The sequence below is a fragment of the Rubellimicrobium arenae genome, assembly GCF_017916275.1.
GTDB classification, from domain to species: Bacteria; Pseudomonadota; Alphaproteobacteria; order Rhodobacterales; family Rhodobacteraceae; genus Rubellimicrobium; species Rubellimicrobium arenae.
In genome coordinates this window covers 230637-254167 of the sequence record NZ_JAFMST010000007.1, presented here as the reverse complement: position 1 = coordinate 254167, position 23531 = coordinate 230637, and the positions used below count along the sequence as shown (strand labels likewise).

At 70.2% G+C, this 23531-nt stretch carries 22 protein-coding genes and 1 tRNA gene; 7 read left to right on the top strand and 16 right to left on the bottom strand.

Features of this window, described 5'->3' with window-relative positions; all coding sequences use genetic code 11:
- Positions 1-9 precede the first annotated feature (9 nt).
- Positions 10-609 (top strand): DUF1523 family protein, encoded by a 600-nt coding sequence (locus J3P31_RS13070; protein ID WP_210528913.1) that lies wholly within the window; start codon positions 10-12, stop codon positions 607-609.
- Positions 610-652: 43 nt separating this feature from the next.
- On the opposite strand, the gene J3P31_RS13065 is transcribed toward J3P31_RS13070, so the two are convergent.
- From J3P31_RS13065 to J3P31_RS13010, 12 genes are all read right to left on the bottom strand, one after another.
- Positions 653-2989, bottom strand: a complete 2337-nt coding sequence (locus J3P31_RS13065) for an aldehyde dehydrogenase family protein (protein WP_210528912.1) — start codon at positions 2987-2989, stop codon at positions 653-655.
- Between the two features lie 109 nt (positions 2990-3098).
- Positions 3099-4022, bottom strand: a complete 924-nt coding sequence (gene deoC, locus J3P31_RS13060; RefSeq protein ID WP_210528996.1) for a deoxyribose-phosphate aldolase — start codon at positions 4020-4022, stop codon at positions 3099-3101.
- A gap of 135 nt (positions 4023-4157) precedes the next feature.
- Positions 4158-5030, bottom strand: coding sequence for an AraC family transcriptional regulator (locus J3P31_RS13055; protein ID WP_210528911.1), 873 nt, complete (start codon positions 5028-5030; stop codon positions 4158-4160).
- Between the two features lie 104 nt (positions 5031-5134).
- Entirely contained in the window at positions 5135-5971 is an 837-nt protein-coding gene (locus tag J3P31_RS13050; protein WP_210528910.1) for an NAD-dependent epimerase/dehydratase family protein, read from the bottom strand.
- A gap of 9 nt (positions 5972-5980) precedes the next feature.
- A complete protein-coding gene (locus tag J3P31_RS13045) occupies positions 5981-7177 on the bottom strand; it encodes an NAD(P)/FAD-dependent oxidoreductase (RefSeq protein WP_246849482.1) in 1197 nt (398 codons plus the stop codon).
- Entirely contained in the window at positions 7174-8799 is a 1626-nt protein-coding gene (locus tag J3P31_RS13040; protein ID WP_210528908.1) for a hydantoinase B/oxoprolinase family protein, read from the bottom strand. Before J3P31_RS13040 ends, J3P31_RS13045 begins: the two co-directional genes overlap by 4 nt.
- 73 nt (positions 8800-8872) lie before the next feature.
- Positions 8873-10939 carry a hydantoinase/oxoprolinase family protein gene (locus J3P31_RS13035; protein WP_210528907.1) on the bottom strand — a complete coding sequence of 689 codons (2067 nt, stop codon included), beginning with the start codon at positions 10937-10939 and terminating at the stop codon, positions 8873-8875.
- 59 nt (positions 10940-10998) lie between these two features.
- Positions 10999-12648, bottom strand: a complete 1650-nt coding sequence (locus tag J3P31_RS13030) for an alpha-glucosidase (RefSeq protein WP_210528906.1) — start codon at positions 12646-12648, stop codon at positions 10999-11001.
- Positions 12649-12729: 81 nt separating this feature from the next.
- A complete protein-coding gene (locus tag J3P31_RS13025) occupies positions 12730-13176 on the bottom strand; it encodes a hypothetical protein (protein WP_210528905.1) in 447 nt (148 codons plus the stop codon).
- On the bottom strand, positions 13173-13340 hold the full coding sequence (hemP, locus tag J3P31_RS13020) for a hemin uptake protein HemP (RefSeq protein WP_210528904.1): 168 nt from the start codon (positions 13338-13340) through the stop codon (positions 13173-13175). The genes J3P31_RS13025 and hemP overlap by 4 nt, the downstream gene beginning before the upstream one ends.
- Before the next feature lie 101 nt (positions 13341-13441).
- A complete protein-coding gene (locus J3P31_RS13015; RefSeq protein WP_210528903.1) occupies positions 13442-14110 on the bottom strand; it encodes a GntR family transcriptional regulator in 669 nt (222 codons plus the stop codon).
- A 31-nt stretch (positions 14111-14141) separates the two neighbouring features.
- A complete protein-coding gene (locus J3P31_RS13010; protein ID WP_368373076.1) occupies positions 14142-14831 on the bottom strand; it encodes a M48 family metallopeptidase in 690 nt (229 codons plus the stop codon).
- 130 nt (positions 14832-14961) lie between these two features.
- Between J3P31_RS13010 and J3P31_RS13005 the strand changes: the two genes are divergently transcribed.
- Together J3P31_RS13005 and J3P31_RS13000 are read left to right on the top strand one after the other, a co-directional pair.
- A complete protein-coding gene (locus tag J3P31_RS13005; RefSeq protein ID WP_210528901.1) occupies positions 14962-15282 on the top strand; it encodes a TIGR02300 family protein in 321 nt (106 codons plus the stop codon).
- Positions 15283-15389: 107 nt separating this feature from the next.
- A tRNA-Ala gene (locus J3P31_RS13000) sits at positions 15390-15465 on the top strand.
- Positions 15466-15820: 355 nt separating this feature from the next.
- Here J3P31_RS13000 and J3P31_RS12995 read toward each other — a convergent pair.
- Complete coding sequence (locus tag J3P31_RS12995) at positions 15821-16735, bottom strand: VPLPA-CTERM sorting domain-containing protein (RefSeq protein WP_210528900.1); 915 nt, start codon at positions 16733-16735, stop codon at positions 15821-15823.
- 454 nt (positions 16736-17189) lie between these two features.
- Between J3P31_RS12995 and J3P31_RS12990 the strand changes: the two genes are divergently transcribed.
- Together J3P31_RS12990 and J3P31_RS12985 are read left to right on the top strand one after the other, a co-directional pair.
- Positions 17190-17468 carry a hypothetical protein gene (locus J3P31_RS12990; protein WP_210528899.1) on the top strand — a complete coding sequence of 93 codons (279 nt, stop codon included), beginning with the start codon at positions 17190-17192 and terminating at the stop codon, positions 17466-17468.
- Between the two features lie 1143 nt (positions 17469-18611).
- Positions 18612-18878, top strand: a complete 267-nt coding sequence (locus tag J3P31_RS12985) for a hypothetical protein (RefSeq protein WP_210528898.1) — start codon at positions 18612-18614, stop codon at positions 18876-18878.
- 65 nt (positions 18879-18943) lie between these two features.
- Here J3P31_RS12985 and J3P31_RS12980 read toward each other — a convergent pair whose 3' ends face one another.
- Positions 18944-19993 (bottom strand): aKG-HExxH-type peptide beta-hydroxylase, encoded by a 1050-nt coding sequence (locus J3P31_RS12980; RefSeq protein WP_210528897.1) that lies wholly within the window; start codon positions 19991-19993, stop codon positions 18944-18946.
- A 44-nt stretch (positions 19994-20037) separates the two neighbouring features.
- Positions 20038-20187: a hypothetical protein gene (locus J3P31_RS12975; RefSeq protein ID WP_210528896.1), complete on the bottom strand. Its 150-nt coding sequence runs from the start codon at positions 20185-20187 to the stop codon at positions 20038-20040.
- 83 nt (positions 20188-20270) lie between these two features.
- Between J3P31_RS12975 and J3P31_RS12970 the strand changes: the two genes are divergently transcribed.
- Complete coding sequence (locus tag J3P31_RS12970; protein WP_210528895.1) at positions 20271-21545, top strand: hypothetical protein; 1275 nt, start codon at positions 20271-20273, stop codon at positions 21543-21545.
- Between the two features lie 18 nt (positions 21546-21563).
- Here J3P31_RS12970 and J3P31_RS12965 read toward each other — a convergent pair whose 3' ends face one another.
- The gene (locus J3P31_RS12965; RefSeq protein WP_210528894.1) at positions 21564-22241 is read right to left on the bottom strand and encodes a GntR family transcriptional regulator; all 678 of its coding nucleotides are present in this window, start codon (positions 22239-22241) and stop codon (positions 21564-21566) included.
- A gap of 93 nt (positions 22242-22334) precedes the next feature.
- On the opposite strand from J3P31_RS12965, the gene J3P31_RS12960 reads away from it, so the two are divergent.
- Positions 22335-23531 (top strand): mandelate racemase/muconate lactonizing enzyme family protein, encoded by a 1197-nt coding sequence (locus J3P31_RS12960; protein WP_210528893.1) that lies wholly within the window; start codon positions 22335-22337, stop codon positions 23529-23531.

The window sequence follows — 23531 nt, the reverse complement described above, 5'->3', positions numbered from 1 at the left end:
GAAGAGTCGATGCGCGTCGTGAAATGGGTTGTCGGGCTGGTGGTTCTGGTCCTTGTGGGCACGTTCCTCCACTATGTCCTGCCCAAGCATGCGGTGGTCTATGTCACCTCCACCGAGAACCGGATCGTCTCTCCGGACGAGGTGCGCGGCTTCCGCTCCTTCAACGAGGCCACGGCCAACGCCCAGGGCCAGATCGTGACCGACGTGTTCTTCATCAACACGACCAAGCGCGATGGCGGCCCCCTGGTGTTCCGCAACGAGGATACGGGCTTCGGCTTCCCGACCTACTTCAAGTTCGACAGCGCCAACCTCCAGGCCGAGGCGCAGGACGCCGTGTCGACCCGCGACACGCCGCGCTGGATGATCGTGCGCTACTACGGCTGGCGCATCCCGTTCCTGTCGATGTTCCCCAACGCCGTGTCGATGGAGCCGGCCTCGAGCCGCGACGTCCAGATCATCCCCTGGTTCAACGTCATCTTCCTGATCGTGGTGATCGCCGTGGTCTGGGCGATCTGGGCGCGCATCCGCCGCTGGAGCCGCCGCCGGGCCGATCCGATGTCCGCCGCCTGGCAGCCCGAGCGGCCCCGGCGCGGCTGGTTCGGGCGCTAGGGCGCCCAGGACCACCCCCTCGAAACGAAAGGGAGGGGGCGTCTCAGCCCTCTCCGTAGGGTATCCAGACTGTCTTGACCTCGGTCGCGGCGTCGATGAAGGCGCGGTCGTCGGGGCGGGTCCAGTCCCGCGAGCGGGTCTCCACCCAGGTCCGCTTGAGGTTGCCCGAGGACTTGGCCTCGATGACCGACGCGAGAGGCCGGGACGAGAAGCTCCAGACCGCGTCGATGTCGAGGTGCGAGGCGAGCACCGGCGCCAGCTCCGTGTGCGAGCCCGTCAGGATGTTCACCACCCCGCCTGGCACGTCGGACGTCTCCAGCACCTGATAGAAGTCGGTCGCGGCGAGCGGGAAGGGCTCGGAGGCCACCAGCACCGTCCGGTTCCCCAGGGCGATGGCGGGGGCCAGGGTCGCGATCAGCCCCAGGAGGGGCGCGCGGTCGTCGCACAGGACGCCGATGGTGCCCACCGGCTCCCGCATGGCCAGAGCCACGCCCCGGAACGGCGCCCCCGCCGCGCGGCCATCCACCTTGTCGGCCCAGGCCGCCCAGCGGAACAGGGTGCGGAGCGACGCCTCGACCTCCTCCGCGCCGCCCCGCCCGGTGAGCCCGTCGATGCGGCGGGCGAATTCCTCGGCGCGGGCCGACAGGTTCTCGGCCAGGAAATAGAGGACCTGCGCCCGAGCGTGCCCCGTCGTGCGGCCCCAGGAGCGCGCGGCATTCGCGGCCTCGACGGCGTTCCTTAGGTCCTTGCGGTTAGCGAGGCTCGCGTGCCCCAGCAGCGCGCCGGACGGTCCCCAGACCGCGCGGGAATAGCCGCCGTCGGGCCGGGCCTGCTTGCCGCCGATGTAGAGCTTGTGCGTGCGGTCGAGGGGATCGGCGGGCTCCCCTTCACCGGTGAAGGCCTCGACCGGGGACAAGGCCCGGCCGGGATCGTGGGCGGGCCGGGTGTAGGCCGCCAGCCCCTCCCAACCCCCCTCGCGGCCAAAGCCCGACTCGCGGACCCCGCCGAAAGGGGCGGCGGCGTCGAACATGTTGGTGCCGTTGATCCAGACCACGCCCGCCGCCAGCTTGGGCGCGATGTCGAGCGCGAGGTTCACGTTCTCGGTCCACACCGTCGCGGCAAGACCGTAGCGCGTGTTGTTCGCCAGCTCGATGGCCTCGCCGGGCGTGCGGAACGTCGTGGAGACCAGCACCGGGCCGAAGATCTCCTCCTGCATCAGCGGCGCGGCGGGCGACAGGCCCGAGATCAGCGTCGGCGGGTAGAAGGAGCCCGTGGCCGGAAGCGGACAGGGGGCGACGTAACGCTCCCCTTCGGTGTTGGCGTCCACGAGGCGGGTGATGGTGGCCAGCTGCACCGGGTCGACGATGGCGCCGATGTCGATGACCTTGTCGAGCGGGTCTCCGATCCGCAGCCGGTCCATCCGGGACTTGAGCTTGCGGGTGAAGGCCGTCGCGACGCCTTCCTGCACCAGCAGGCGCGAGCCCGCGCAGCAGACCTGGCCCTGGTTGAACCAGATCGCGTCCACCAGCCCCTCGACGGCCGAGTCGAGGTCGGCGTCGTCGAAGACGATGTAGGGGGACTTGCCGCCCAGCTCCAGGGTCAGCGACTTGCCCGTCCCGGCGGTGGCCTCGCGGATGCGGCGGCCGACGGCTGTGGAGCCGGTGAAGGCGACCTTGTCGACCTCGGACCTCACCAGCATCTCGCCCACCGCGCCGTCGCCGGTGACGATGTTGACGACGCCCTTGGGGACGCCCGCCTGGCGGCAGAGGTCGGCGAACAGAAGCGCCGTCAGCGAGGTGTACTCGGCGGGCTTGAGGACGACGGTGTTGCCCATGGCCAGCGCCGGGGCGACCTTCCAGGCCAGCATCAGCAGCGGGAAGTTCCAGGGGATCACCTGCCCGCAGACGCCCAGGGGGGCGCGGTCGGGCAGCTGCGTTTCCATCAGCTCGGCGTAGCCCGCGTGGTGATAGAAGTGGCGCTGCGCGAGGGGGATGTCGATGTCGCGGCTTTCCCGGATGGGCTTGCCGTTGTCGAGCGTCTCGAGAACCGCGAACAGGCGCGACTGCTTCTGCAGGATACGGGCGATGGCATAAAGGACCCGGGCGCGGTCATGCCCGCCCAGGGCCGCCCAGCCCGGCTGCGCGGCGCGGGCGGCGGCCACGGCGCGGTCCACGTCGGCTTGCGTGGCCTGCGTAATGGCGGCCAGCGTCTCGCCAGTGGCGGGGTTCCTGGTCGGGAAGGTCTCGCCCGGTTCGGTGAACGACCCGTCGATGAAGCCGCCGAAGCGGCCGCCATGGGCGCCGATCCAGGCCAGCGCCTCGGAGGCGCTCTCCGGGGCGGGGCCATACTCCATCGTGTCGAAGATTTCCTTGATGCTCATGGTTCCCCCCTTTGGGTCGGGCCCTGGCGGGGGCGTGGCGATGCCCCCAACTCTGCCGCGCAATCCTTGACGAAACCTTGGACCACCGCGCGGTGCATTGACGGTTTGGTCAGGCCAGCGCGTGCCGCCACGAGGCGGAATAGGCGCCGGTCAGGTGATGCTCGAGCTGCCGCTCGATGTCGCCCAGGAGGCTGGACGCCCCGAAGCGGAACAGGTCGGGCTGGAGCCAGCGGTCCCCGAGCTCGTCCTTGATGAGCGCGAGGTAGTTGAGCGCGTCCTTGGCCTTGCTGATGCCGCCCGCGGGCTTGTAGCCGATGCGGATGCCGGTCGCGTCATGGTAGTCCCGGATCGCGCGAAGCATGGTCAGCGTGACGGGCAGGGTGGCGTTGACGCTTTCCTTGCCGGTCGAGGTCTTGATGAAATCCGCGCCGCCCATCATGCAGACCAACGACGCGCGCGCGACGTTGCGCAGGGTCCCGAGCTCGCCGGTGGCGAGGATCGCCTTCACATGGGCCTCGCCGCAGGCGGCCCGCATCTCGCGCATCTCGTCATGGAGCGCCTGCCAGTTCCCCGTCAGGACGTGGCGGCGCGAGATCACGATGTCGATCTCCCGGGCGCCCGCGGCGACGCTTTCCCCGATCTCGGCGATGCGGAGATGAAAGGGCGACAGGCCCGCCGGGAAGCCGGTCGAGACGGCGGCGACGGGGATGTTCGTTCCGCGCAGCGCGGCGACGGCGGCGGGCACCATGTCGTGGTAGACGCAGACCGCGCCGACGGTGAGGCCGGTCATGCCGAGCCGGTCGAGGATCTCGGGCGAGACCGGCTGCCGGGCCTTGGCGCACAGGCGGCGCACGCGGCCTTCGGTGTCGTCGCCCGACAGCGTCGTCAGGTCGATCACCGAGATGGCCTTGCAGAGCCAGGCGGCCTGCCAGTCCTTCTTGACGCTGCGGCGGCCGGGCAGCGTGGCGGCGCGCCGTTCGATGGCCGAGGTGTTGGCCTGCACGCGCCGGACCCAGTCGAGGTCGAGCGGCATCCCCGGGTTGCGGGGCTCATGGAGGGGGGGAACTGCCACGAGGCCGTGGCTCTGGGGTCTGTCGATCTGCACGGGCGACCTCCCTTGTCTGCCCGAGATGTGGCACGCGAGGGGGGCTCAGGCAACCTCGGACCGTCAGGCCTCCTCGTTGGCGTCCTTGGCCGCGAGGCCCGGCTGCGTGACCTCGCGCTGGTGCAGGCGCCGCCAGGCGCCCGGGGTCATGCCATGCGCCGCGCGGAAGAGGCGGTGGAAGTGGCTCAGGTTCTCGATCCCGCATTCGGCGGCGATTTCGGGCAGCGGGTCCGCCGACCCGGACAGCCGCCGCGCCGCATGGGCCATGCGCCGGGCGTTGACGTAGTCGGTCGGCGTCTGGCCGAGGTAGCGCTGGGCGGTCCGGCTCACATGGGGGTGGGCGCGCCCGGCGGCCCGGACGAAGCCCGCCGCGCCGTCGCGGAACACCCGGGGCGTCTGCGCCGCAAGGCAGGCCGTCCGCAGCCAGTCCGGCGCGCCCGCAGGCAGCGCCACATCCTCGGCCAGGAGGCCGGCGACCAGGGGGAGGAGGAAGGCCTCGGCGGCCAGGGGGTCGCGCGCGCTCCGCTCCAGCCGCAGGGCGGCCTGGTTCAGCTCGGCCAGCTGGCGGCTGTCGCGCGACAGGAGGGACGGCGCCGTTCCCCAGAGCAGCCGGCCGGCCAGGGAGGGATGGCGCTGGGCCAACTCCTCGACCAGGTCCGGCCGCAGGGTGACCGACACGACCAGCGTGTCGTCGCCCCGGCCCTGGAGCGCATGGGCGTGCTCGGGGCGCAGGAAGAGCAGGGTCCCTTCGGGCAGGTCGCGCCGACCAGCCGCCGTGTGATGCCGCAGGGTGCCGTTCTGAACCCAGAGGATTTCGTGGAAGTCGTGGTCGTGAAGGCCGGGCGGGCGCGCGGGCGACAGGGTGGCGCGGCTCAGGCCGATGGCGTCACGGCCCAGGATCTCGGCGTAGCGGAGCGTGCGGAGGATCTCGGCCATGCTGGTCCCTGGTCCCGATCGGCCCGGAGGCGCGGGCGCTCCGCCGGCTGTCCGGGGTCAGCCTCCGGAAGGCGCCCGGCTGAACGACGGCCCGCGCGGCGCGGTCAGGCCCCCTTGGTCATCTGCTGGATGCCCGCGACCCCGCTTTCGCCCAGCGGGACGGACGCGAACGGCCCGCCGAGCCGCATCTGCGCCGGGTTCTGCGGATCGGGCGTTCCCGCCTTGGCGAGGATCTCGGCGGCATAAGCCTCGGCGTTGTCCTGGGGCCGGTAGCCCAGGAACGCGACCTTGGCGTTCGACACCGGCGCACGGTCGTTGGCCGAGACGCCGTAGACGACGCAGAAGCCGGTCGTGGGCGAATCCACGGCCCGCTCGACCATGCGGACCAGATCGGGACGCGACAGCCAGGTGCCGAGCGCGCGGGTGTTCTGCGGCGTCTCGGTGGCCGAGAAGATGCGCAGGCACACGGCCTCGAGGCCCCGCTTTTCCCAGTAGAGGCGGGCGAGGTCCTCGGTGAAGCATTTGGACAGGCCGTAGAAGGTGTCGGGGCGGTGGGGCGCGTCGGTGTCGATGCCGGCGTTGGTTTCATGCATCCCGACGGCATGGACCGAGGAGGCGTAGACCACGCGGCGGGCGCCGGCGCGATGGGCGGCCTCCCAGACGACGTAGGAGGAGATGAAGTTGGGGCGGAGCAGCTCCTCGAAGGAGCGTTCGTCGGGGATGGCGGCGAAATGCACGACCATCTCGGCGCCCTCCATCAGCGGCGCGACCTCCTCCATCTCGGCACAGTCGGCCACGGCCCAGGTCTCGTTGGAGGCGAGGGGTCCGGGCGCATCCTTGATGTCCACGGAGGTGAGTTGGTCGCACATCCGCGACAGCCGCTCCCGGAGGGCGGAGCCGAGGGAGCCTGCGGCTCCGGTCAGGACGATCTTTTTCAGCATGGCGATCCCTCAGATGATGGCGCGTTCGCGCAGCGGCTCGCCCCGGAGGACGCGGTCGTAGCCCAGCGGCGACAGGTCCAGGCTGCGCCAGCCGCCGTGGATGATCCATTCGGCGAGGCCGCGCCCGACGGCAGGGGCCTGCTGGAAGCCGTGGCCCGAGAAGCCGTTGGCGAACAGGAGGTTGGGCAGGTCCGGCGACGGCCCCAGCACCGCGTTCTGGTCGAGCGTGTTGTAATCGTACTGGCCGACCCAGGTGGAGACCACGCGCAACCGCTCGAAGGCGGGGATGCGGGTGGCCAGCGCCGGCCACATGAACTCCTCCCACAGGGCGTGGTCCATGACGAAGTCGTCGGGGTCGGCGCCTAGGTCGGGGTCCGGCACGCAGCCCGCGAGGTAGTTGGCCCCGTTCGGCAGGACATGGACCCCGGCCGGGTCGATGGTCAGCGGGATGTCCTTGGGCAGCGGCTCGGCGGCGGAGAACAGGACGGAGTAGCGCTTGCGCGGCTCCACGGGCAGGGGCAGCCCCGCGAGGGCGGCGATGCGCGAGGCGCGGGTTCCGGCGGCGTTCACGACCCAGTCGCAGGCCACGGCCTCGCCTGAGGCGAGCCGCACGCCCGTCACGCGGCCGTTCAAAAGGTCGAGGTCCGCGACCTCGTTGCGGATGTACTCGACGCCCTGCTGGCGGGCCTTGCGGCGGAACCAGTCGAAGATGGTCGCGCCGTCGAAGTAGCCTTCGTCCACCGGGTTGTGCGAGCCGCAGACGAGGTCGTCGACCTCGAACCAGGGCCATTCGGCCTTGATCTCCTCGGGGGTGAGGATGCGGGTCGCGGCGCCCAGCGCGTTCTGCATGGCCGCGTTGTCGCGCAGCACCTCGGCGAAGGGTTCGTTGTCGGCGAGGTAAAGGTAGCCGAAGCTCTGGAGCCGGATCTCGGGCGCCTCCAGGTCCTGCATCCAGTCGCGGAAATTGTGGATGAACTCGGCCGCGAAGCGGGAGATGCGGACGTTCACCTCCGACCCGAACTGCTGGCGGATCGAGGAATGGGACAGCGAAGAGGCCGCCTGGGCGTAGGTCGGGTCGCGTTCGACCACGAGGACGCGGCCCCGGAAGGCCGGGTCGCGCGACAGCCACCACGCGACCGAAGAGCCGATCATGGCCCCGCCGACGATGACGACATCATAGGAGGCGTGCTGGGGCGACTGGGTCATGGCGTCCATCCGTAGTCGCGCCGCGCGGCCTCCTCGGTAATGTAGCCGAGGCGGACGTCGCGGGCGACGGCCTCCGGGTCGCGGGCGGCGGGGGACCCCATGCCGCCGCCGCCGGGGAAGGCGAGGCGCACGGTCTGGCCGGGCGGCACCTGGAAACGGGCCTTGGCCGGGAAGTCGGTGCCGTCCGACAGTTGCACCACGGTCGGGCCGCCGGTCTGGCCGCCGTCGCGTCCGCGGGCGGGGTATCTCTTGCGGTCGAACTGGGCGCGGAACTCCATGGCGAAGCCGTCGCGCGGGCCGACCTCCATGTATTGGCCGAGCCCGCCGCGGGTCTGGCCCGCGCCGCCCGAATCGGGGCGAAGCTCCTTGCGGTGGATGACGATGGGGCCCGCGTGCTCCGTCGCCTCGACGGGCATGGTCATCACGCCGGAGGGGAAGGCGGTGGCGTTCAGGCCGTCGAGGCCGGGCCGCGCGCCGGTGCCGCCGGAGTTGAAGCACAGCACCTCGCTTCGCGCGCCGTTCGGGCCGCGCAGGGAGACCTGGAAGTTGCAGAGCGCGCCCGCGCCTTCGGCGGGGACGGTGCCGGGCAGGATCTGGTCCAGCGCGCCGAAGACGGTGTCGGGGATCAGGTGGCCGATGACGTGGCGCAGCGCCACCGGGTGCGGGCGGCGGGCGTTGACGATGGTGTTTTCGGGCGCGGTGACGCGGAAGGGGGCGAGCGATCCGGCGTTGTTCGGCACCTCGGGCGCCAGCACGATCTTGAGCGCGTAGGCCGCGTAGGCGACCGTGTAGATGAACGGGACGTTGATCCCCTTGGGATCGGGCGGCGAGGTGCCCGCGAAATCCACGAGGACGTGATCCGGGTGGGTCGCGACGGTGCAGGCCAGCGTGATGGGCGTCGCATAGCCGTCGGTGGTCATCGTGTTGCAGGCCGTCGCGCGGGGCAGGCGGGCGATGGCGGCGACCGTGGCCGCGTGCGAGGCGTCCACGATGAAATCGGCGAGGGACTCGATGTCCGCGAGCCCGTATTCGCCCAGCATGGCGCGCAGGCGGCGGAGCCCGACCTCGTTGCAGGCGGCGAGGGCGTAGATGTCGCCGATGACCTGATCGGGCTCGCGGGTGTTGACCCGGAGCATGGCGATCAGGGTGCGGTCGACCTCGCCTTGGGCGGCGAAGCGCATGATGGGGATCTGGAGGCCTTCCTCGTAGACCGATTCCCCGTCGGCGCCGAAGCCGCGCCCGCCGATGTCCACGACGTGCGCCGTGCAGGCGAAGTAGGCCACCAGCTGCCCGCCCTGGAACACGGGCGTCACCACGGTGATGTCGTGGAGGTGGCCGGTGCCCATCCAGGGGTCGTTGGTGATGTAGACGTCGCCGTCGTGCATCGTGTCCGTGCCGATCTCGCGCATGACGTGGGCGACGGCGGCGGCCATGGCGTTCACGTGGCCCGGCGTGCCGGTGACGGCCTGCGCCAGCATCCGGCCCCGCTGGTCGTAGATGCCCGCCGACAGGTCCCCGGCCTCGCGGACGGAGGTGGAGAACGCCGTGCGGATGAGGGCCTGCGCCTGCTCCTCCACGATGGAGATCAGGCGGTTCCACATGATCTGGCTTTGGACGCTCATGCGGTCCTCCTCGGGGCGTGGGGAGAGTGTCGCAGGGATGGGTTGACGGAGGCTTGGGGCACCGCGCGTTGCGTCATGCGGTCCTCCGGATGTCAAGGCAGCCGTCGGCGCGGCCGGTGACGGTGAAGCCGCGAGGGACGATGACGGTCGTCTCGGCCTCGGTGACGGCGAGGGGGCCCGGGGCGGTCATGCCGTCGGTCAGGCGTTCGCGGGGGAGGGTGCGTCCGTCGGCCCATTCGCCCGCGACGGGGTCGAAGAGGCGGCGGTGGGTGCCCTCGGCCTCGCCGGAGGCCGTCGCATCGGGGGTGGGCTGGGTGGCGGCGAGGGGCGTGGAAGCGTTGACGGCCCAGACGGTGATCTCGATCGGCAGACCCTGGACCGCGCGGCCGAACAGGGCGGCGTAGTCGGCGGTGAAGCGGTCGCGCAGCGCCTCGGTGGTGGGGGCGGCGGCGAGGTCGGGGGCGAGGGGGACGGGGATCTCCCAGCCCTGGCCCTTGTAGCGCATGTAGAGCTTCACGTCGGTCAGGATCGTCGCCTGCGGATCGCAGGAGCGGACGAAGGCGCTGGCCTCCTCGGCGAGGTCGTGGAGGATCGTGCGGGCGGTGTCGCCGTCGAAGGCGTCGAGGCGCATGTAGACCGAGCGCGTGGCCTCAAAGGCGTAGGGGGCGCGCAGGAAGCCGATGGCGGAGCCGACCCCGGCCCCCGGCGGGACGAGCAGGCGCGTGATGCCGAGCTTCTCGCAGAGCCGCCCGGCGTGGAGGGGGGCCGCGCCGCCGAAGGCGATCATGGTGTAGTCGCTCAGGTCCTCGCCATTCTCGACCGCGTGGACGCGGGCGGCGTTGGCCATGTTCTCGTCCACCACCTCGGAGACGCCGAAGGCGGCCTGCACGGGGTCCATGTCGAGGTGCTGCCCGACCTCGGCGCGCAGCGCGGCCTCGGAGCGGTCGGGGTGGAGGGGGATGGAGCCGCCGGCGAAGTTGTCGGGGTCGAGGCGGCCGAGGATCAGGTCGGCGTCCGAGACGGCCGGGCGTGTGCCGCCGCGCCCGTAGGCGGCGGGGCCCGGTTCGCTGCCCGCCGATTCCGGGCCGACGCGGATCTGGCGCATGGAGTCCACATGCGCGAGGGAGCCGCCGCCGGCCCCGATCTCCACCATGTCGATGACGGGGATGCTGATCGGCATCCCGGAGCCCTTCTTGAAGCGGTAGCTTCGCGCGACCTCGAAGACGCGGGCGGTCTTGGGGGCGAAGTCTCGGATCAGGCAGATCTTGGCGGTGGTGCCGCCCATGTCGAAGCTGAGCACGCGGTCGAGGCCGTGGCGGCGGGCCACGTCGGCGGCGAAGATCGCGCCGCCCGCGGGGCCGGATTCGACGAGGCGGACGGGATATTGGGCCGCCGTCTCGATGGAGACGATGCCGCCCCCCGAGTGCATCAGGAAGATGGGGCAGGCCGCGCCATCGGCGGCGAGGCGGTCGCGGAGGCGGCCGAGATACGACTCCATCATCGGCTTGACGTAGGCGTTGGCGCAGGTGGTGTTGAAGCGTTCGTATTCCCGCATCTGCGGCGAGACGTCGGAGGAGAGCGACACGGACAGGTGCGGCAGGCGGTCGGCCAGCACCTCGCGCACGAGGCGCTCATGATCCGGGCGCAGGTAGCTGTGGAGGAAGCCGACGGCGACGCTGTCGAACCCCTCAAGCTCCGGGACCAGCGCCTCGATGTCGGCGCGGGCGAGGGGGTGGAGGACATTCCCCCCGGCGTCCACGCGTTCGCGCAGGGTGAAGCGGGCGTCGCGCGGGATAAGGGGGAGGGGCAGGACGAGGTTGAGGTCGTACTGCTCGAAGCGGCTTTCGGTCCGCATCTCGATCACGTCGCGGAAGCCCTCGGTGGTGATGAGGGCGGTGCGCGCGCCGCGCCGCTCGATCAGGGCGTTGGTGGCGAGCGTGGTGCCGTGGATGATGCGGGTGAGCGCGGAGGGCGGCAGGCCCGCCTTGGCGCAGACCTGGCGCAGGCCGTCGAGGATCGCGTCCTCGGGCGCGGCGTAGGTGGTCAGGACCTTGGTGGAGTGGAGACGCCCGCCCGTTTCGAGCACAACGTCCGTGAACGTGCCGCCGATATCGACGCCCAGGTTTGCTTCATCCGTCATGGTGGCGCGACGCTAGCCGCGCCACCCCGGGAAGGGAACCCCCGCCCAAATCCGGTTCGTCAGGCCCCGGCCCCGACTGCCGCGGCTGCCCCCGAGGTCTCGGTCGAAACGTCCAGCGCAGCGGCCGACTCGAGATAAACGTAGCCGTGCGCGGGAAGGGTCACCGTCCGGCCCGCCACCTCGGCCTGCTGGGGGCCGACGGGTTGCGCCTCGTCCGACAGGGTCAGGCCGAGCGGCCGTTCGCTCAGGTTGAACAGGCAGGTCAGGACCTTGCCCCCGTGCGAACGCACGACGCCCAGGATCGGTTCGGGAAGGTCGAGGAAGCCCGTGGTGCCCAGCCGCAGCGCGTCATGCGACTTCCGGAAGGCGAGGCTGGCCCGGTAGGCATGAAGGACGGAGTCGTTCTTCGCCTCCTGCAGGTCCACGGACCGGGCGGCCTGCGGTTCCTTGACGGGAAGCCAGGGAAGGCCGGTCGAGAAGCCCGCGTTGGTCTGCGCGTGCTCCCAGACCATGGGGGTGCGGCAGCCGTCGCGGCCCTTGATCTCGGGCCAGAAGGAAATGTAGCCGAGGTCGCGCAATTCCTCGAAGAGGATGTCGGTCTCGGTCTGGCCCAGTTCCTCGCCCTGATAGAGGCCGAGCGTGCCGGGAAAGCTGCAGAGCATGGCGACGGACTGCCGGGCCACCGCGTCCACGTCGCCGCCGGGCTTGGTCCAGCGCGTGGCGTGGCGCGTCACGTCGTGGTTCGAGAAGGACCAGCAGGGCCAGCCGTTCGGGGCCTTGTCCATGAAGGCCTGGACGCGGCTCCGGAAATGGCGGGCCGTGTGGTCGGGGCCCAGGAACTCGAAGGAATAGGCCATGTGCAGCTTGTCGCCGCCCGAGGTGTATTCGGCCATGATGTCGATCTGGCGCCCGGCTTCGCCGACCTCCCCCACCATCATGATGTCCTGGTATTCGTCGGTGAGCCGGCGCATCCGCCGCAGCACGTCGATGTTCTGCGGCCGCGTCTTGGAGAAGCGGTGGTCCTGCGCCTCGTAGGGGTTGGTCGGGAACTCGGTCCATTCCGAGGGCGGGTTGTCGCGCAGCTGCCTGTCGTGGACGAAGAAGTTCACGGTATCGAGCCGGAACCCGTCCACGCCCCGGTCGAGCCAGAAGCGCATGGCGTCCAGAAGCGCGTCCACCACCTCGGGGTTGTGAAAGTTGAGGTCGGGCTGCTCGGTCAGGAAGTTGTGGAGGTAGTACTGCCGCCGCCGCGCCTCGAACTGCCAGGCCGAGCCGCCGAAGACCGACAGCCAGTTGTTGGGCGGCGTGCCGTCCGCCTTGGGGTCGGCCCAGACGTACCAGTCGGCCCTGGGGTTGATGCGGTCCTGGCGGCTTTCCTTGAACCAGGGGTGCTGGTCCGAGGTGTGCGAGAGCACCTGGTCGATGATGACCCGAAGCCCGAGCCGGTGCGCTTCCTCGACCAGGGCGTCGAAATCCTCGATCGTGCCGAAGAGCGGGTTCACCGCCTTGTAGTCGCTGACGTCGTAGCCCATGTCGCGGTCCGGCGAGGCGAAGAAGGGCGACAGCCAGATCGCGTCGGCGCCCAGGGCCGCCACATGGGCGAGCCGCCGCGTGATCCCGGGCAGGTCCCCGACGCCATCCCCGTTCGAATCCTGGAACGACCGGGGATAGATCTGGTAGATCACCGCGTCCCGCCACCATTCGCGCATTCTGCCCGCTCCGCTTGCTGCACCGCAGCGTGGCCTTACCGTGGATCGGTTCGCCCCGCTAGGCGGAACCTTGGCCCGAAATCAGTGCAGGGCGGAAGGCCGCTGCCAGGACACGAGCGCGCAGCGCAGGGCCAGGCCGGCCTCCTGGGCAAGCTGCACGAGCGAGGGGGCGAGATCGGGCCGCACCATCAGGCAGGCCAGCATCAGCGCGTCCTCGCGCTCGCCTTCGGTGGCGGTCTGGACGAGCTGGGCGAAGGCCGCCTCGTCCGCGCCCAGGCAGGGGCAGCCGCCCCCATGGCGCATCAGCGGCCGGCGGCAGCCGCCCAGGCAATGCCGGCACAGCGCGTCGAAGGCGCGCGCCGCCCGTTCGCCATGTCCCTCGCCCAGCGCGCAGCCGAGATCCTCGGCCAGCGCCTCGCGCCCGCCGTCGCACCAGCGCCGGAGCGCCCGGACCGACAGCCCCTCGAGCGGCTGGAGCGTGTCGATATGCCCGACCGGGGCGCCCCCCACGGGAACGGGCGCGCTCATTTCGTGAGGATCAGCTTGCCCGCGCGGGTGATGCGCAGGGTGTAGGTCTGGCCGTCGAGGACGATCTGCGCCTGCCCGGACGACCCCACGAGGTCGCGGGCGTCGTGGACCGGGGGAACGGGGATGCGCGGGTTCGGCGCTGGCACGAACGAAAGCGTGGCCATCGGGGAGCCTCCTGGGGACGCGGGACGGACGATGGCTGTCCCGCCGGAGCGGGATGGCTGCGGCTATAGTTGAGTGAAACAGTAGGGCATGTCAACGCCCGTCATCCCTTGAGCATCCGAAGCCCCTGCGTCACGTCGGTTCGCACCGCGAGCCGCAGCCCCGGCTCGTCCCCGGCCTTGAGCGCGGCCAGGATCAGGCGGTGGTTCCGGGGCGGCTCGGTCCGCTGGAGGCGGCCATAAAGCGCCCGCATCGTCGGGCCGAGCTGCAGCCAGACGGTTTCCGTGAGCGCGAGGATCGCCGGCGACTGGGCGCGCAGATACAGCGTCCGGTGGAATTCAAGGTTCAGGCGGATGTAGCCGGTGGCGTCATGGCGGGCGACCATGCGGCTCACGCCCTCGTTGATCGCCTCGAGCCGGTCGATCAGCGCGAAGTGCGCCCGGGGCAGGGCGCGGCTGGCCAGCTCGGGCTCGAGGAGGGCGCGGAGGGTCGCCAGCTCCTCGATGCGTTCGTTGGACAGCGCCGGGGTCGAGATGCGCCCCGACAGCGACATGGTCAGCGCCCCCTCGGCCGCGAGCCGTTGCACGGCCTCGCGCGCGGGCGTCATGGAAACGCCGAACTCCTTGCCGATGCCGCGCAGGGTCAGCGCCGCGCCGGGCGCGATCTCGCCATGCATGATCCGGGCGCGCAGGGCGCGGTAGATCCGGTCGTGGATGCGCGCGCCCGAATCGGTGGGCTTTTCGGACAGGGCGGGGCGGGGTTCGGGCGTCATGGCCTTTTGTGGGCGCCTCCGCCCCCCGGGGTCAACCGAGCCTCAGCCGGTGCAGTCCGATCCCTTCGACCCGCAGCCAGTCGCGATGACGCTCGAAGTCGGGGCAGATCCCCTCGACGAGGGTCCAGAAGGCGGGCGAATGATCCATGCGGGCGAGATGCGCGACCTCGTGGGCCGCGACGTAGTCGAGCACCTCGGGCGGGGCGAGCACGAGCCGCCAGGAGAACATCAGATGCCCATCCGCCGTGCAGGACCCCCAGCGCGAGCGCGTGTCGCGCAGGGTCAGGCGGGTGTAGCTCCGGCCGATGCTGCGGGCGTGGCGGTCGCAGGCCGCCGCCAGCCGGTCCCGGGCCGCCGCCCGAAGGAAGGCCGAGAGCCGGGCCGCCAGCCGGTCGCCCCCGGACGGCACGAGAAGGCGGTCCCCGTCGATCGCGATGCGGTTGCCTTCGCCGGGGCAGAGCAGCAGGTCGCGCCCTTCGAAGGGAATCGTCCGGCCGAAGGCGGGCAGGATCAGCGTCGGCGCCTGGGCGAGATGGTCCCGAAGCCAGCCCTCCCGCTCGCGCAGGAAGGCCAGTCCGTCCCCCAGGCGCGCCCGCAGCGGCAGCGTCAGGGTGACCCGTCCGTCGGTCCCGGAGATTCGCAGGGAAAGTCGTCGCGCCCGGGCCGATCGCCGCAGCGAGACGGCCACCGGGGGGTCCCCCGGTAAGATATGGTCCTGCACCCGATGTCCCCCCGAACCCAAAGCACTTGCCACGCGTTTGCCGTTATGGCAGGGGACCCCGATGCGCTGCAAGTGCGAGGTTCTCTGGACTCGCATCCGCGCGATCCGCTGAACCGGAAAGGATCATCCGATGCCCAAGGAAGAATGGGGCAAGAAGCGAGTCTGTCCGACCACGGGCAAGCGCTTCTACGACCTGAACCGCACCCCCGTGGTAAGCCCCTACACGGGCCAGATCGTCAGCATCGACGTGGGCCGTTCGCGGACCATGGTCGCTGACGCCGAGGATGCGCAGACCAAGCGCCTCAAGATCGGAGACGAGGACGATCTGCTGCTCGACGACGACGACGCGGTCGACGACGACGCCGATCTCGGGGACGAAGTCCTGGAGGACGACGAGGACGAGGAAGTGTCCTTCGAGGATCTGGGCGACGTCGCCGGCGACGACGAGTGATTGACGCAGGGGGAGCGCAGGGGGACGAAAAAGAACCCTTGCGCTCCTCCTCGACGCCCACTAGAGAGCGTCGGGCAGGCAGCAGACACCCAAGCCTGCAACCGGATGGGGCCATAGCTCAGTTGGGAGAGCGCTTGCATGGCATGCAAGAGGTCAGGGGTTCGACTCCCCTTGGCTCCACCAAACAAACCAATCTTGAGAATTTTGACGAGTCGCGGTGATGAGGGTTGTTGCCTTGTGCAAGGCTGACCGACTCGCGCCGGATCTGCTCACTTCGCAAGACATGTCCTGAGGCGCCGTCCGCCGTGGCCTGCTCCTGCGGGCGTTTGGCAGAGGCCTGGTGTTCACCTGTGGAGTGGTCCTGCCAGGCGGCAGCTTGGGCTTCAGACGCGGGTCTGGCCTTCGGCTGATCCCGTGGATCAAGGGGCTTCGCCTGTCGGCTGGCGGGAGCTCGTAAGTCCCGCAATGTCGTCCTGGACCCGTCCTGATCCAGGGCCGGATGGCTCGGCAGACGCCGGGCGGCCCCGTCGGCCCTGCGTCAGGCGGCCGGCTTGCGCCGGCGCATCAGGCCCAAGCCGCCCAGGGCGCTAAGGAGCAGGACGCTCCCGGCCGGAAGCGGGACCGGCGAGGGCTGCGCAATGGTCGCGGCCTCGGAGCCGGCAGTCAGGATCGGCGCGCTCGTTGCCATGGGGCTGCCCGAGAGATCCGAGAGGACAGGGGTCACAAGGCTTCCCGACGTTCCAAAGCCCATCGACGGAAGGGGCTGGCTCGGGGCGGCCTCGACCACCAGCGCGCCCGAGCTGGTCGGCAGGGCCTCGGCCGTGATCGTGGTCTTGGCCGGAGAGGCCACCGGGCCCGGGTTGGTCGTGGTCGATCCGGCGGGAACGGCGGAGCCAGCCGAGGCGGCCGAGGCCAGCCCGCCATTCAACGTGACCGGCGCATCCGCCAGTCGGGCGTAGAGGGTCACGTGCGACAAGGCGTTCTTGCCGGTGGTGGCCCAGCGTCCCGAGGACACGCCTTGCGGCAGCAGGAAGGCCGCCCAGGTCGAGATCGTGTTGCTGTTGCCGCCGGTCTTGAAGGCCAGGATCAGGTCCGTGAACACCTTGCCGGCCGGGGGCAGGAGCGAGGCGATCGACCAGGTTCCACCCAGCGTTCCGTTCGCGACCGACAGCGCGGTGGGCCGCAGGCCGCTGCTGGCGTCATCGCTCTTGTCAAGAAGCTGCAGGCCCGCGCCGTAACGGGCAAAGATCGGGTCCGGGCTCGCTCCACCAGGGTTGCCCGAGGTGTTCGCATCGACCCCTGGCACGGCCGCAGCAAAGCATGTGGCTTCTGCGGACGTGGTCAGCGTGAAGCTCTGGCCGACGGCGGCGCAGGTCGCGGCGCCAGCCGGATCGGAGCCCAGCCCCAGGACGAGGGTGACTGCGGCGGCGGCGGTGACTGCGAGGCGTCCCATTCATCTGCTCCTGTACGTGCCCACGGCGCCGCCCTGCAGCGGCTTGGCCGATCACCCGAACAGGTTCGTCTTGATGGACCACCGCCGGGGCGCTGCACGAGATATCAATCGCTCTCGATGCAATCGCGTGAGTCCTTTTCCAGATTCGCGGCCCTGCGTCAAGCGCTTGCGACTAAATCGCATTCGATTTATCAGTCTCGCAGACGAAGTTCGGCAATCCGCCCTTGTGCATGGTGCGATGTGATTGATTCCCCTGGTGGGCAGGTGCGGTGGATAAGTTTGGCGGACTGGGGCCTCGGCATCCGGATCCGTCGGGCCTTGGTCGCCCGGTGTGGATCGGTTCGGCGGAAAACCGTCGCGGCAATGGCTGCAAGACGCCTTTCCACTGCCTCGGATTAACCATTTTGACCCAACATTCCTGCAAAGAACTGCAGAGCCCGCACGCGGTCCCGTCTTGGGCCGTCAGGACGCAGAGGACACCATGACCGAACTATCGAGCGCCTTTGGGAGCAATCCGTTGAACCTGTTCCCATGGTCGTCCCGGAGGCGGCCGGACCATGCATCCACGGCCGATCACGCGGATGCGGAACCGGACGAACAGACGGAGGCCGATCTCCTGGCCGCCTGCGACGCCGGGCTGATGCCGGCTTTGTTGCTGGGGGCGGCGATGTTGTCTGCCTTGGCCATGTGGGTCGTCCTGGTCAGGGCCGTGGTGAACCTCTTCCTCTCCTGATGTCCTTTCAGGCTATGACCATCTCCCGGGCAGGGCAGCTCGGGTCGCGTTCGGGCAAGGACCGGCGCCGGCCTGCAATCTGACGGATGTTGCGGCTCGCCTGAAGATCGTCGCCGGCGTCCCTGGCGTCAGGGCGACCCGGTTCCGGCCAGGGTCGTGGGGCTGCGTCGCCTGTCCGTCCCAAGGCGTGCGGCCGCCCCGCCGCGCGTCAGGTGGGGGCGCACCCGATTCGGAGCGGCTGGCCCCTGACCGGTTCGAACTGTGCAGGTCTGGCAGGCAGCGCAGGTCAATGCGACGCCAAATCGGGCAATGCGCCGGATCAACTGGAAATTGATTTTTCAGACAGGTCGTAATGACTGGCGGTTGATCGGCTGATCGACTGGGATGAAGGCTGATTTCAACCTTCATCATCCTGTTTCACTGCTCGTGCACAATCCGTTAACAATTATCTCCAAGAGCAATTACTGTTGACATGAAAGATGGCTAGAAAGTGGCAGTATTGCGGCGATAATGAAGTTGCATTATGTCTAATCGCGTAGGTGGTCAGGCCTGCGTGCAATTCGAGGACCCGATGAGGCGCCGTCCCTCCGGCAGGATTACGAGAAGAATGTCTTCGACTCTGCCGGAGCCGAATGCCTCATCGTCTTGGGTGGGAGCCTCCTATTCCATTGGCCCTGGAAGTGTCGGCCAGCCCGCTGCGATGTTTCGATGCAGCGGTGTCGCCCGGCGGCTGGACGGCCCGAATGACCTGGCCGCACGGGCAAGCGGGGCTCGGGGCTCCGTAGGAGATTGTGGCAAACTGGCCTGGCGGAACGTGACTCCCGTGGTCGATCCCGGGGCGCGAACCGGATCCATGGAGATTCGCCGCGCGAACGCGTTCAAAGCGGCTGATCGGAGATCCCTGGCCCGTCGGTCCGTTCAGCTCGAAGATGTGCAGTTAAGACCGCTGAAGTTGTGCGAACAGGGTCAGGTCGGCAGGAGCAGCGAATGTTCAGTGAATTTGGCCAAGTAGTTATGCACATTTATCATATCAGCTTTCTCCTCTGTGCATGAAGGTAAAGCCGTTGCCGCCTCGACCACCCGGGGCACGGCCCTAGTTCCGGGCTGGGGCGAATTGGACCGCGTTGGACTGCAAAGGACGCCATGAACCAATTGTATAGCCCTATCGCGAGCGATCGCATCGAACGGCGCATGTGGCCGGTTCAGGATCTGCTGGTCGCCGAGCCTGATCTCGAACCCGTGCAGGTGGTGGAGCGGGTGGCCGGGCCACCCTCGATCAGCGAGGCCGACCTTCTCGGGCGCTGTGAGGCGGGTCTGGCGCCGATGCTGCTGCTTGGGACGGTCCTGCTGGCTTGCCTGGCCACCTGGGTCCTGATGGTCAACGCCCTGCTGGCTCCGTTCCTGTCCTGATCCCGGACCGGTCGGGGCCGGGAGGAGTTCCAGGCGCGGCGCTGGCCTTGACGGGTCCTATGCGGTCAGCCGGCCGTCGCGGCCTTCATGTAGGTCCGGGTCCCGGCCAGCAGCCGTGCGCCCAGTGGGGTCAGTCGGGCGTGCTGTTCCAGGACGCCCAAGCCGTTCCAGAAGGCCGTCCGGCTCTGGTTCAGGTGCTCCCGCGCCTGATCGGCTTCCTCGGGGCGGAGGTCCAGTCGTCCTTCGGCTCCGGCCGCCAGCAGCCGGGCGTGCGCCAGATGCATCCGCGCCGAGACGTAGGTGGCATGAAAGATGCCATCGAGCGGTCGCGCATCCTGCCGCAACGGCGACGCGTGACGTTCGCTGGGAGGATTGCGCACGAAGGGCCGCCCCAGCGACAGGCCGTAAAGGAGGGCATGGCCGCTTTCGTGGGCAAGCCCGTCGAGCATGTCGATCCGGCTCCCATGCTCCTCGGCGTTGAGGAAAAGGGCGCCCCAGGCATGGAAGCTGGTCGCGCCGTCGAAGCGGCCGCCGCCGTTCACCGTTCCCGCCACCAGAACGATCTGGGACAGCAGCTCCTTCACCTCGGCGGCGAGCGCCGGCAGGGCGATGTCCAGGGCGGCGAGGGCCGTTTGGGCGCTGCTCCGGGCGGCCTGCACCGCGTCCTCGTCCGGCGCCGCGAGGTCGAGCACCGTGGTCGGGTCGAGCGACAGCGCGCCCGCAAAGAGCCGCCGGACCGAGGGGTCCAGGGCGCCCCAGTCCGAAAGGAACTCGGGCCGGCCCGCGTCGAGAAGATCGGGCAGGGCTAGGAGCCGGTCGGCCGCCTGCTCCACGTCATCGGCCTTCACGGCGGCGAGGAGCGCGAAATAGCTGGCCGAGACGACCGGATCGACCGACCCGGCGCTGCGGAGCCGGTCGCCCAGCTCCGTCACCCGAGCGGGGAGGCTGCGGTGGGGGGCGACGCCCGCCACGACCTCGTCCAGGCTGCCGGCAAGGGCTTCCGCCACGCGCCGCTGCACCTCGCGGCCGCGCTGGCCGTCCGGACGGAAGGCGGTGAGCCAGGGAAGGTCCTCCAGCATCGGCGCGGTGCCCGCGACCGTCAGGATCGTTTCCATGAAGCCCTCCGCCTTCCTGTTCATGTCCGCCCGGGGGGCCGCGATCAGCGGACCGGCGGCGGCGGGGGCTTCACGCCGACGGCGACGGGCGTCGGTCCCCCGTCCGCGCCGACGGATTCGATGCCGACGAGACGGCTGGCATCCACGACGAGGCGGCGTGCCTGGGTGGGGGCGCTGGTTCCGGACTTTGTCATGATGTCTCCCTGAAACGGCTTGCGTTGGCCTGCCCGACCGACGCTACACAGGACCTTGGGGCCCCTCAAGGCGGGAGCAGGCATTGATCCGATTCATCGTGACTCCGGGGTTCAACCGGACGGTCAGGTCGTTGACGGAGGCAAAGTTCGGGGTGCCGACTCCGCCCTGCCGGGCGGTGACCTATCCCGACCTTTTCGCCGCCCGGCGCGTGCCGGCCGGGACCTACGTGTTCTGCGACCTCGAACGCCTGTCGGACATCGATCTCGTGACGGCGGCCGAGCTGCACCGCGCCCTTGCCGCCACCGGACGTTGCCGCGTGCTCAACGACCCCGCCCGGGTCCGCACCCGCTATGCCCTGCTTCGCGGCCTGCACGAGGCGGGGATCAACGGCTTCGATGCCTATCCAGCCCATGGATGGCCGCGCCCGCGCCGCTTTCCCGTCTTCGTCCGCTCCGAGGCCGAGCATCTGCCCGCCCTGACCGACCTGTTGCCGGACCAGGCCGCCCTCGAATCCGCGCTGGAGGACCTGGCGCGCCGGGGGCGGCCGCTCCGGGGGCTGGTCGTCATCGAGTACTGCGCCCAGCCGGTCGCCCCGGGCATCTTCCGCCGGTACGGGACCTTCCGGATCGGGGCGGCGGTCCAGCTCGACCACATCGTCACCGAGGACAGCTGGAACGTGAAATGGGGCAAGGCCGGGCTCGTGGGGGAGGACACCTACCGGGCCGACGACGCCGCCGTGCGCGGAAACGATCACGCCGACGTGCTGGCGCGGGCCTTCGAGGTGGCCGGGATCGACTATGGACGGGCCGACTTCGGGCTCGTGGATGGACGGCCGCAGATCTACGAGATCAACACCAACCCCAGCTTGGGAGAGTTGCACGACCATCCGTCGGCCACCCGCAGGGCCACGATGCGCCATTCGCACGAACGGTTCGCCGAGATGCTCGGGGCCATCGACACGCCCGACGCCAAGGGGATGGTCCGGCTTCCGGACGGGGCGCGCCTCGTGCCCTTGCGGCGGTCGGCCGAGCGGCGGGCGCGGGCCGAGCAGGCCAGGGCCGAGGAGGCCGCGGCCGAACTCGCCCGGCTTCGGGCCGAGCGCGACGCTCTGCAGGAGGAGCGGGACAAGGCCAGGCGGCGCGTGGCCGCGCTCCGCCGGGACAAGGAGGCCCTGGCGGCGGAACGGGCCGCGCTGGCCGACGCGCAGGCGGCGCTTCGGGCCGAGGCGGGGCGGCTGGGCTCGGACGTAACCGTCCTGCGCCGGCGCCTGCGTGCCGTCACCGGCAGCATGTCCTGGCGGCTGACCGGGCCTCTTCGCGCCGGACGTGCGATCCTGCGCCGGCGCGGCCTGCCCTGAGCGTCGGCCCCGGGCGGCTCAGAGCACCTTCAGGTGCCGTTGCAGGGCGCCGTTCAGATGCTGGCGCATCGCGTCCTCGGCGCCGTCGGGGTCGCGGGCGCGGCAGCGGTCCAGCACGTTCAGGTGCTCGCGCATCGTGGTCTCCAGCGTCCGGGGGCTCCAGGCCGAGTCGAGACGGATGATGCGCAGAAGCGTGGCGAGCCTCCGGTAGGCCGCATCGATCTGCCGGTTGTCGAGCGCGCCGATCACCCCGCGATGGAACATGGTCTCGAGCGTGGCGGCACGGTCGGGCAGGCTGTCTGCGTCAGGGGCGCGGGCGAGGTCCCCGAGCATGTCGTGATGCGCCTCGGCGATGCGTGCGATGTCCGGCATGGGGGCGGACTCGGCGAAGACGCGCACCGCCGCGCGTTCGAGGATGCCACGGAACTGGTAGGTGGACCGCGTGAGCTCCACGCCCGGGCGGACGAACTGGATGCCGGATCGCGGATGGATCTCCAGCACGCCGTCGGCCTCGAGGACCTTGAGGGCATCGCGCAGGGGTCCGACCGGCGAGCCGGTGATGCGGACCAGATCCCCCTGCGAGACGAAGGCCCCGGCGGGCACGCGACGGTCGAACAGCGCCTCCAGCACCGCGCGATACGCGGCGTCGCTGAGGCGGTCGGCGGACGGGGAGGGAGGAGCGACGAGCGGCTTCATTCCGCCACCCTAGCACTGATCGGGGTTCAAGGCCAGTTGACAGAGCAGTTGGCCTAAGCTGATATATCAGGGCAGGCGGCGGAGGAGATCAGCGTGGCGAGACGGATCAGCGGCTTCACCCTTACGCGGTTCCAGTTCGCCCGGGACCGGGTGATCGGCGACAGCCAGGTGCGGGCCGAGCATGTCCATGCCGTCGCCGTGGAGCTTCATGCCAAGGATGGCGAGTCGGGACTGGGCTTCGCCCAGTTCCTGTTCACGCCCTTCCCGGATCTCGAGGAATGCGAGGCCGTCTTTGCCGCCGAGGTGTTCCCCGGCCTTGAAGGACAGGATGCCCTGGCCCTGGTCCACCGCGTCGACCGCCCCCGTGGCGGCAACCGGCGCGGGCCGACCCTTCCTTATGGCGAGGCCGTGCAGGTCGCGCTCTGGGACCTCGCGGCGCGGCAGGCGGGGCTGCCGCTCTGGAAGATGCTGGGCGCGCGGCGGGACCGGGTGCGGGGCTATGCCAGCGGGCTGGATTACCACCTGTCGGACGCGGAGTTCTCGGACCTGTTCGGCCGGGCGGCCGCGCAGGGCTACACCGCCTTCAAGATCAAGGTCGGCCACCCGGACCCGGAGCGGGACCTGCATCGGCTCGATCTGCTGGCCCGCGCCGTGGGCCGGGGCCGCCTTGTCATGGTGGACGCCAACGAGGCCTGGAGCCCCAAGGAGGCGCTGATGCGCGTAGAGGCCATGCAGGCCGCCGGGCACCGCCTCCTGTGGGTCGAGGACCCGATCCTGCGGGACGACTTCGACGGGCTGAAGATGCTGCGCCACGAAATGAAGGGCACGCAGCTCAACTCGGGCGAGTACCTGGACCTGTCGGGCCGCCGCGCGCTCCTCGAGGCGCGGGCGACGGACATGCTCAACGTCCATGGCCGGGTGGGCGAGGTGATGCAGGCCGGATGGCTGGCGGCCGACATCGGCATCCCGGTCACGGTGGGCAACACCTTCCTGGAGATGGGCGTCCACGTCGCCGTGGCGCTGCCCGAGGTGCAGTGGATGGAGTACTCCTTCCAGAACTACGACATCCTGGCCGAGGAGCCGATCGAGATCCGCGACGGCTGGATCCACGCCCCCGACCGTCCCGGCCACGGCCTGCGCCTGAGCGGCGCGGCCCGGCGCGACCTGGCCTGCCCCCGGCGCCGGCCCGACGCGGACCTGCCCCCGGGACCGCCCTGCGACCGGCTGGGGCCCGGCCTCGGGCAATCGCACCACACGCAGAACATAGCGGCACATGCAGGGAGGAGCTGA

Excerpts from the sequence above, each read along its gene's own strand:
- J3P31_RS13070 (WP_210528913.1), top strand. The coding sequence starts at position 10 with ATGCGCGTCGTGAAATGGGTTGTCGGGCTGGTGGTTCTGGTCCTTGTG.
- J3P31_RS13065 (WP_210528912.1), bottom strand. The coding sequence starts at position 2,989 with ATGAGCATCAAGGAAATCTTCGACACGATGGAGTATGGCCCCGCCCCG.
- deoC (WP_210528996.1), bottom strand. The coding sequence starts at position 4,022 with ATGCCGCTCGACCTCGACTGGGTCCGGCGCGTGCAGGCCAACACCTCG.
- J3P31_RS13055 (WP_210528911.1), bottom strand. The coding sequence starts at position 5,030 with ATGGCCGAGATCCTCCGCACGCTCCGCTACGCCGAGATCCTGGGCCGT.
- J3P31_RS13050 (WP_210528910.1), bottom strand. The coding sequence starts at position 5,971 with ATGCTGAAAAAGATCGTCCTGACCGGAGCCGCAGGCTCCCTCGGCTCC.
- J3P31_RS13045 (WP_246849482.1), bottom strand. The coding sequence starts at position 7,177 with ATGACCCAGTCGCCCCAGCACGCCTCCTATGATGTCGTCATCGTCGGC.
- J3P31_RS13040 (WP_210528908.1), bottom strand. The coding sequence starts at position 8,799 with ATGAGCGTCCAAAGCCAGATCATGTGGAACCGCCTGATCTCCATCGTG.
- J3P31_RS13035 (WP_210528907.1), bottom strand. The coding sequence starts at position 10,939 with ATGACGGATGAAGCAAACCTGGGCGTCGATATCGGCGGCACGTTCACG.
- J3P31_RS13030 (WP_210528906.1), bottom strand. The coding sequence starts at position 12,648 with ATGCGCGAATGGTGGCGGGACGCGGTGATCTACCAGATCTATCCCCGG.
- J3P31_RS13025 (WP_210528905.1), bottom strand. The coding sequence starts at position 13,176 with ATGAGCGCGCCCGTTCCCGTGGGGGGCGCCCCGGTCGGGCATATCGAC.
- hemP (WP_210528904.1), bottom strand. The coding sequence starts at position 13,340 with ATGGCCACGCTTTCGTTCGTGCCAGCGCCGAACCCGCGCATCCCCGTT.
- J3P31_RS13015 (WP_210528903.1), bottom strand. The coding sequence starts at position 14,110 with ATGACGCCCGAACCCCGCCCCGCCCTGTCCGAAAAGCCCACCGATTCG.
- J3P31_RS13005 (WP_210528901.1), top strand. The coding sequence starts at position 14,962 with ATGCCCAAGGAAGAATGGGGCAAGAAGCGAGTCTGTCCGACCACGGGC.
- J3P31_RS12995 (WP_210528900.1), bottom strand. The coding sequence starts at position 16,735 with ATGGGACGCCTCGCAGTCACCGCCGCCGCCGCAGTCACCCTCGTCCTG.
- J3P31_RS12985 (WP_210528898.1), top strand. The coding sequence starts at position 18,612 with ATGAACCAATTGTATAGCCCTATCGCGAGCGATCGCATCGAACGGCGC.
- J3P31_RS12980 (WP_210528897.1), bottom strand. The coding sequence starts at position 19,993 with ATGGAAACGATCCTGACGGTCGCGGGCACCGCGCCGATGCTGGAGGAC.
- J3P31_RS12975 (WP_210528896.1), bottom strand. The coding sequence starts at position 20,187 with ATGACAAAGTCCGGAACCAGCGCCCCCACCCAGGCACGCCGCCTCGTC.
- J3P31_RS12965 (WP_210528894.1), bottom strand. The coding sequence starts at position 22,241 with ATGAAGCCGCTCGTCGCTCCTCCCTCCCCGTCCGCCGACCGCCTCAGC.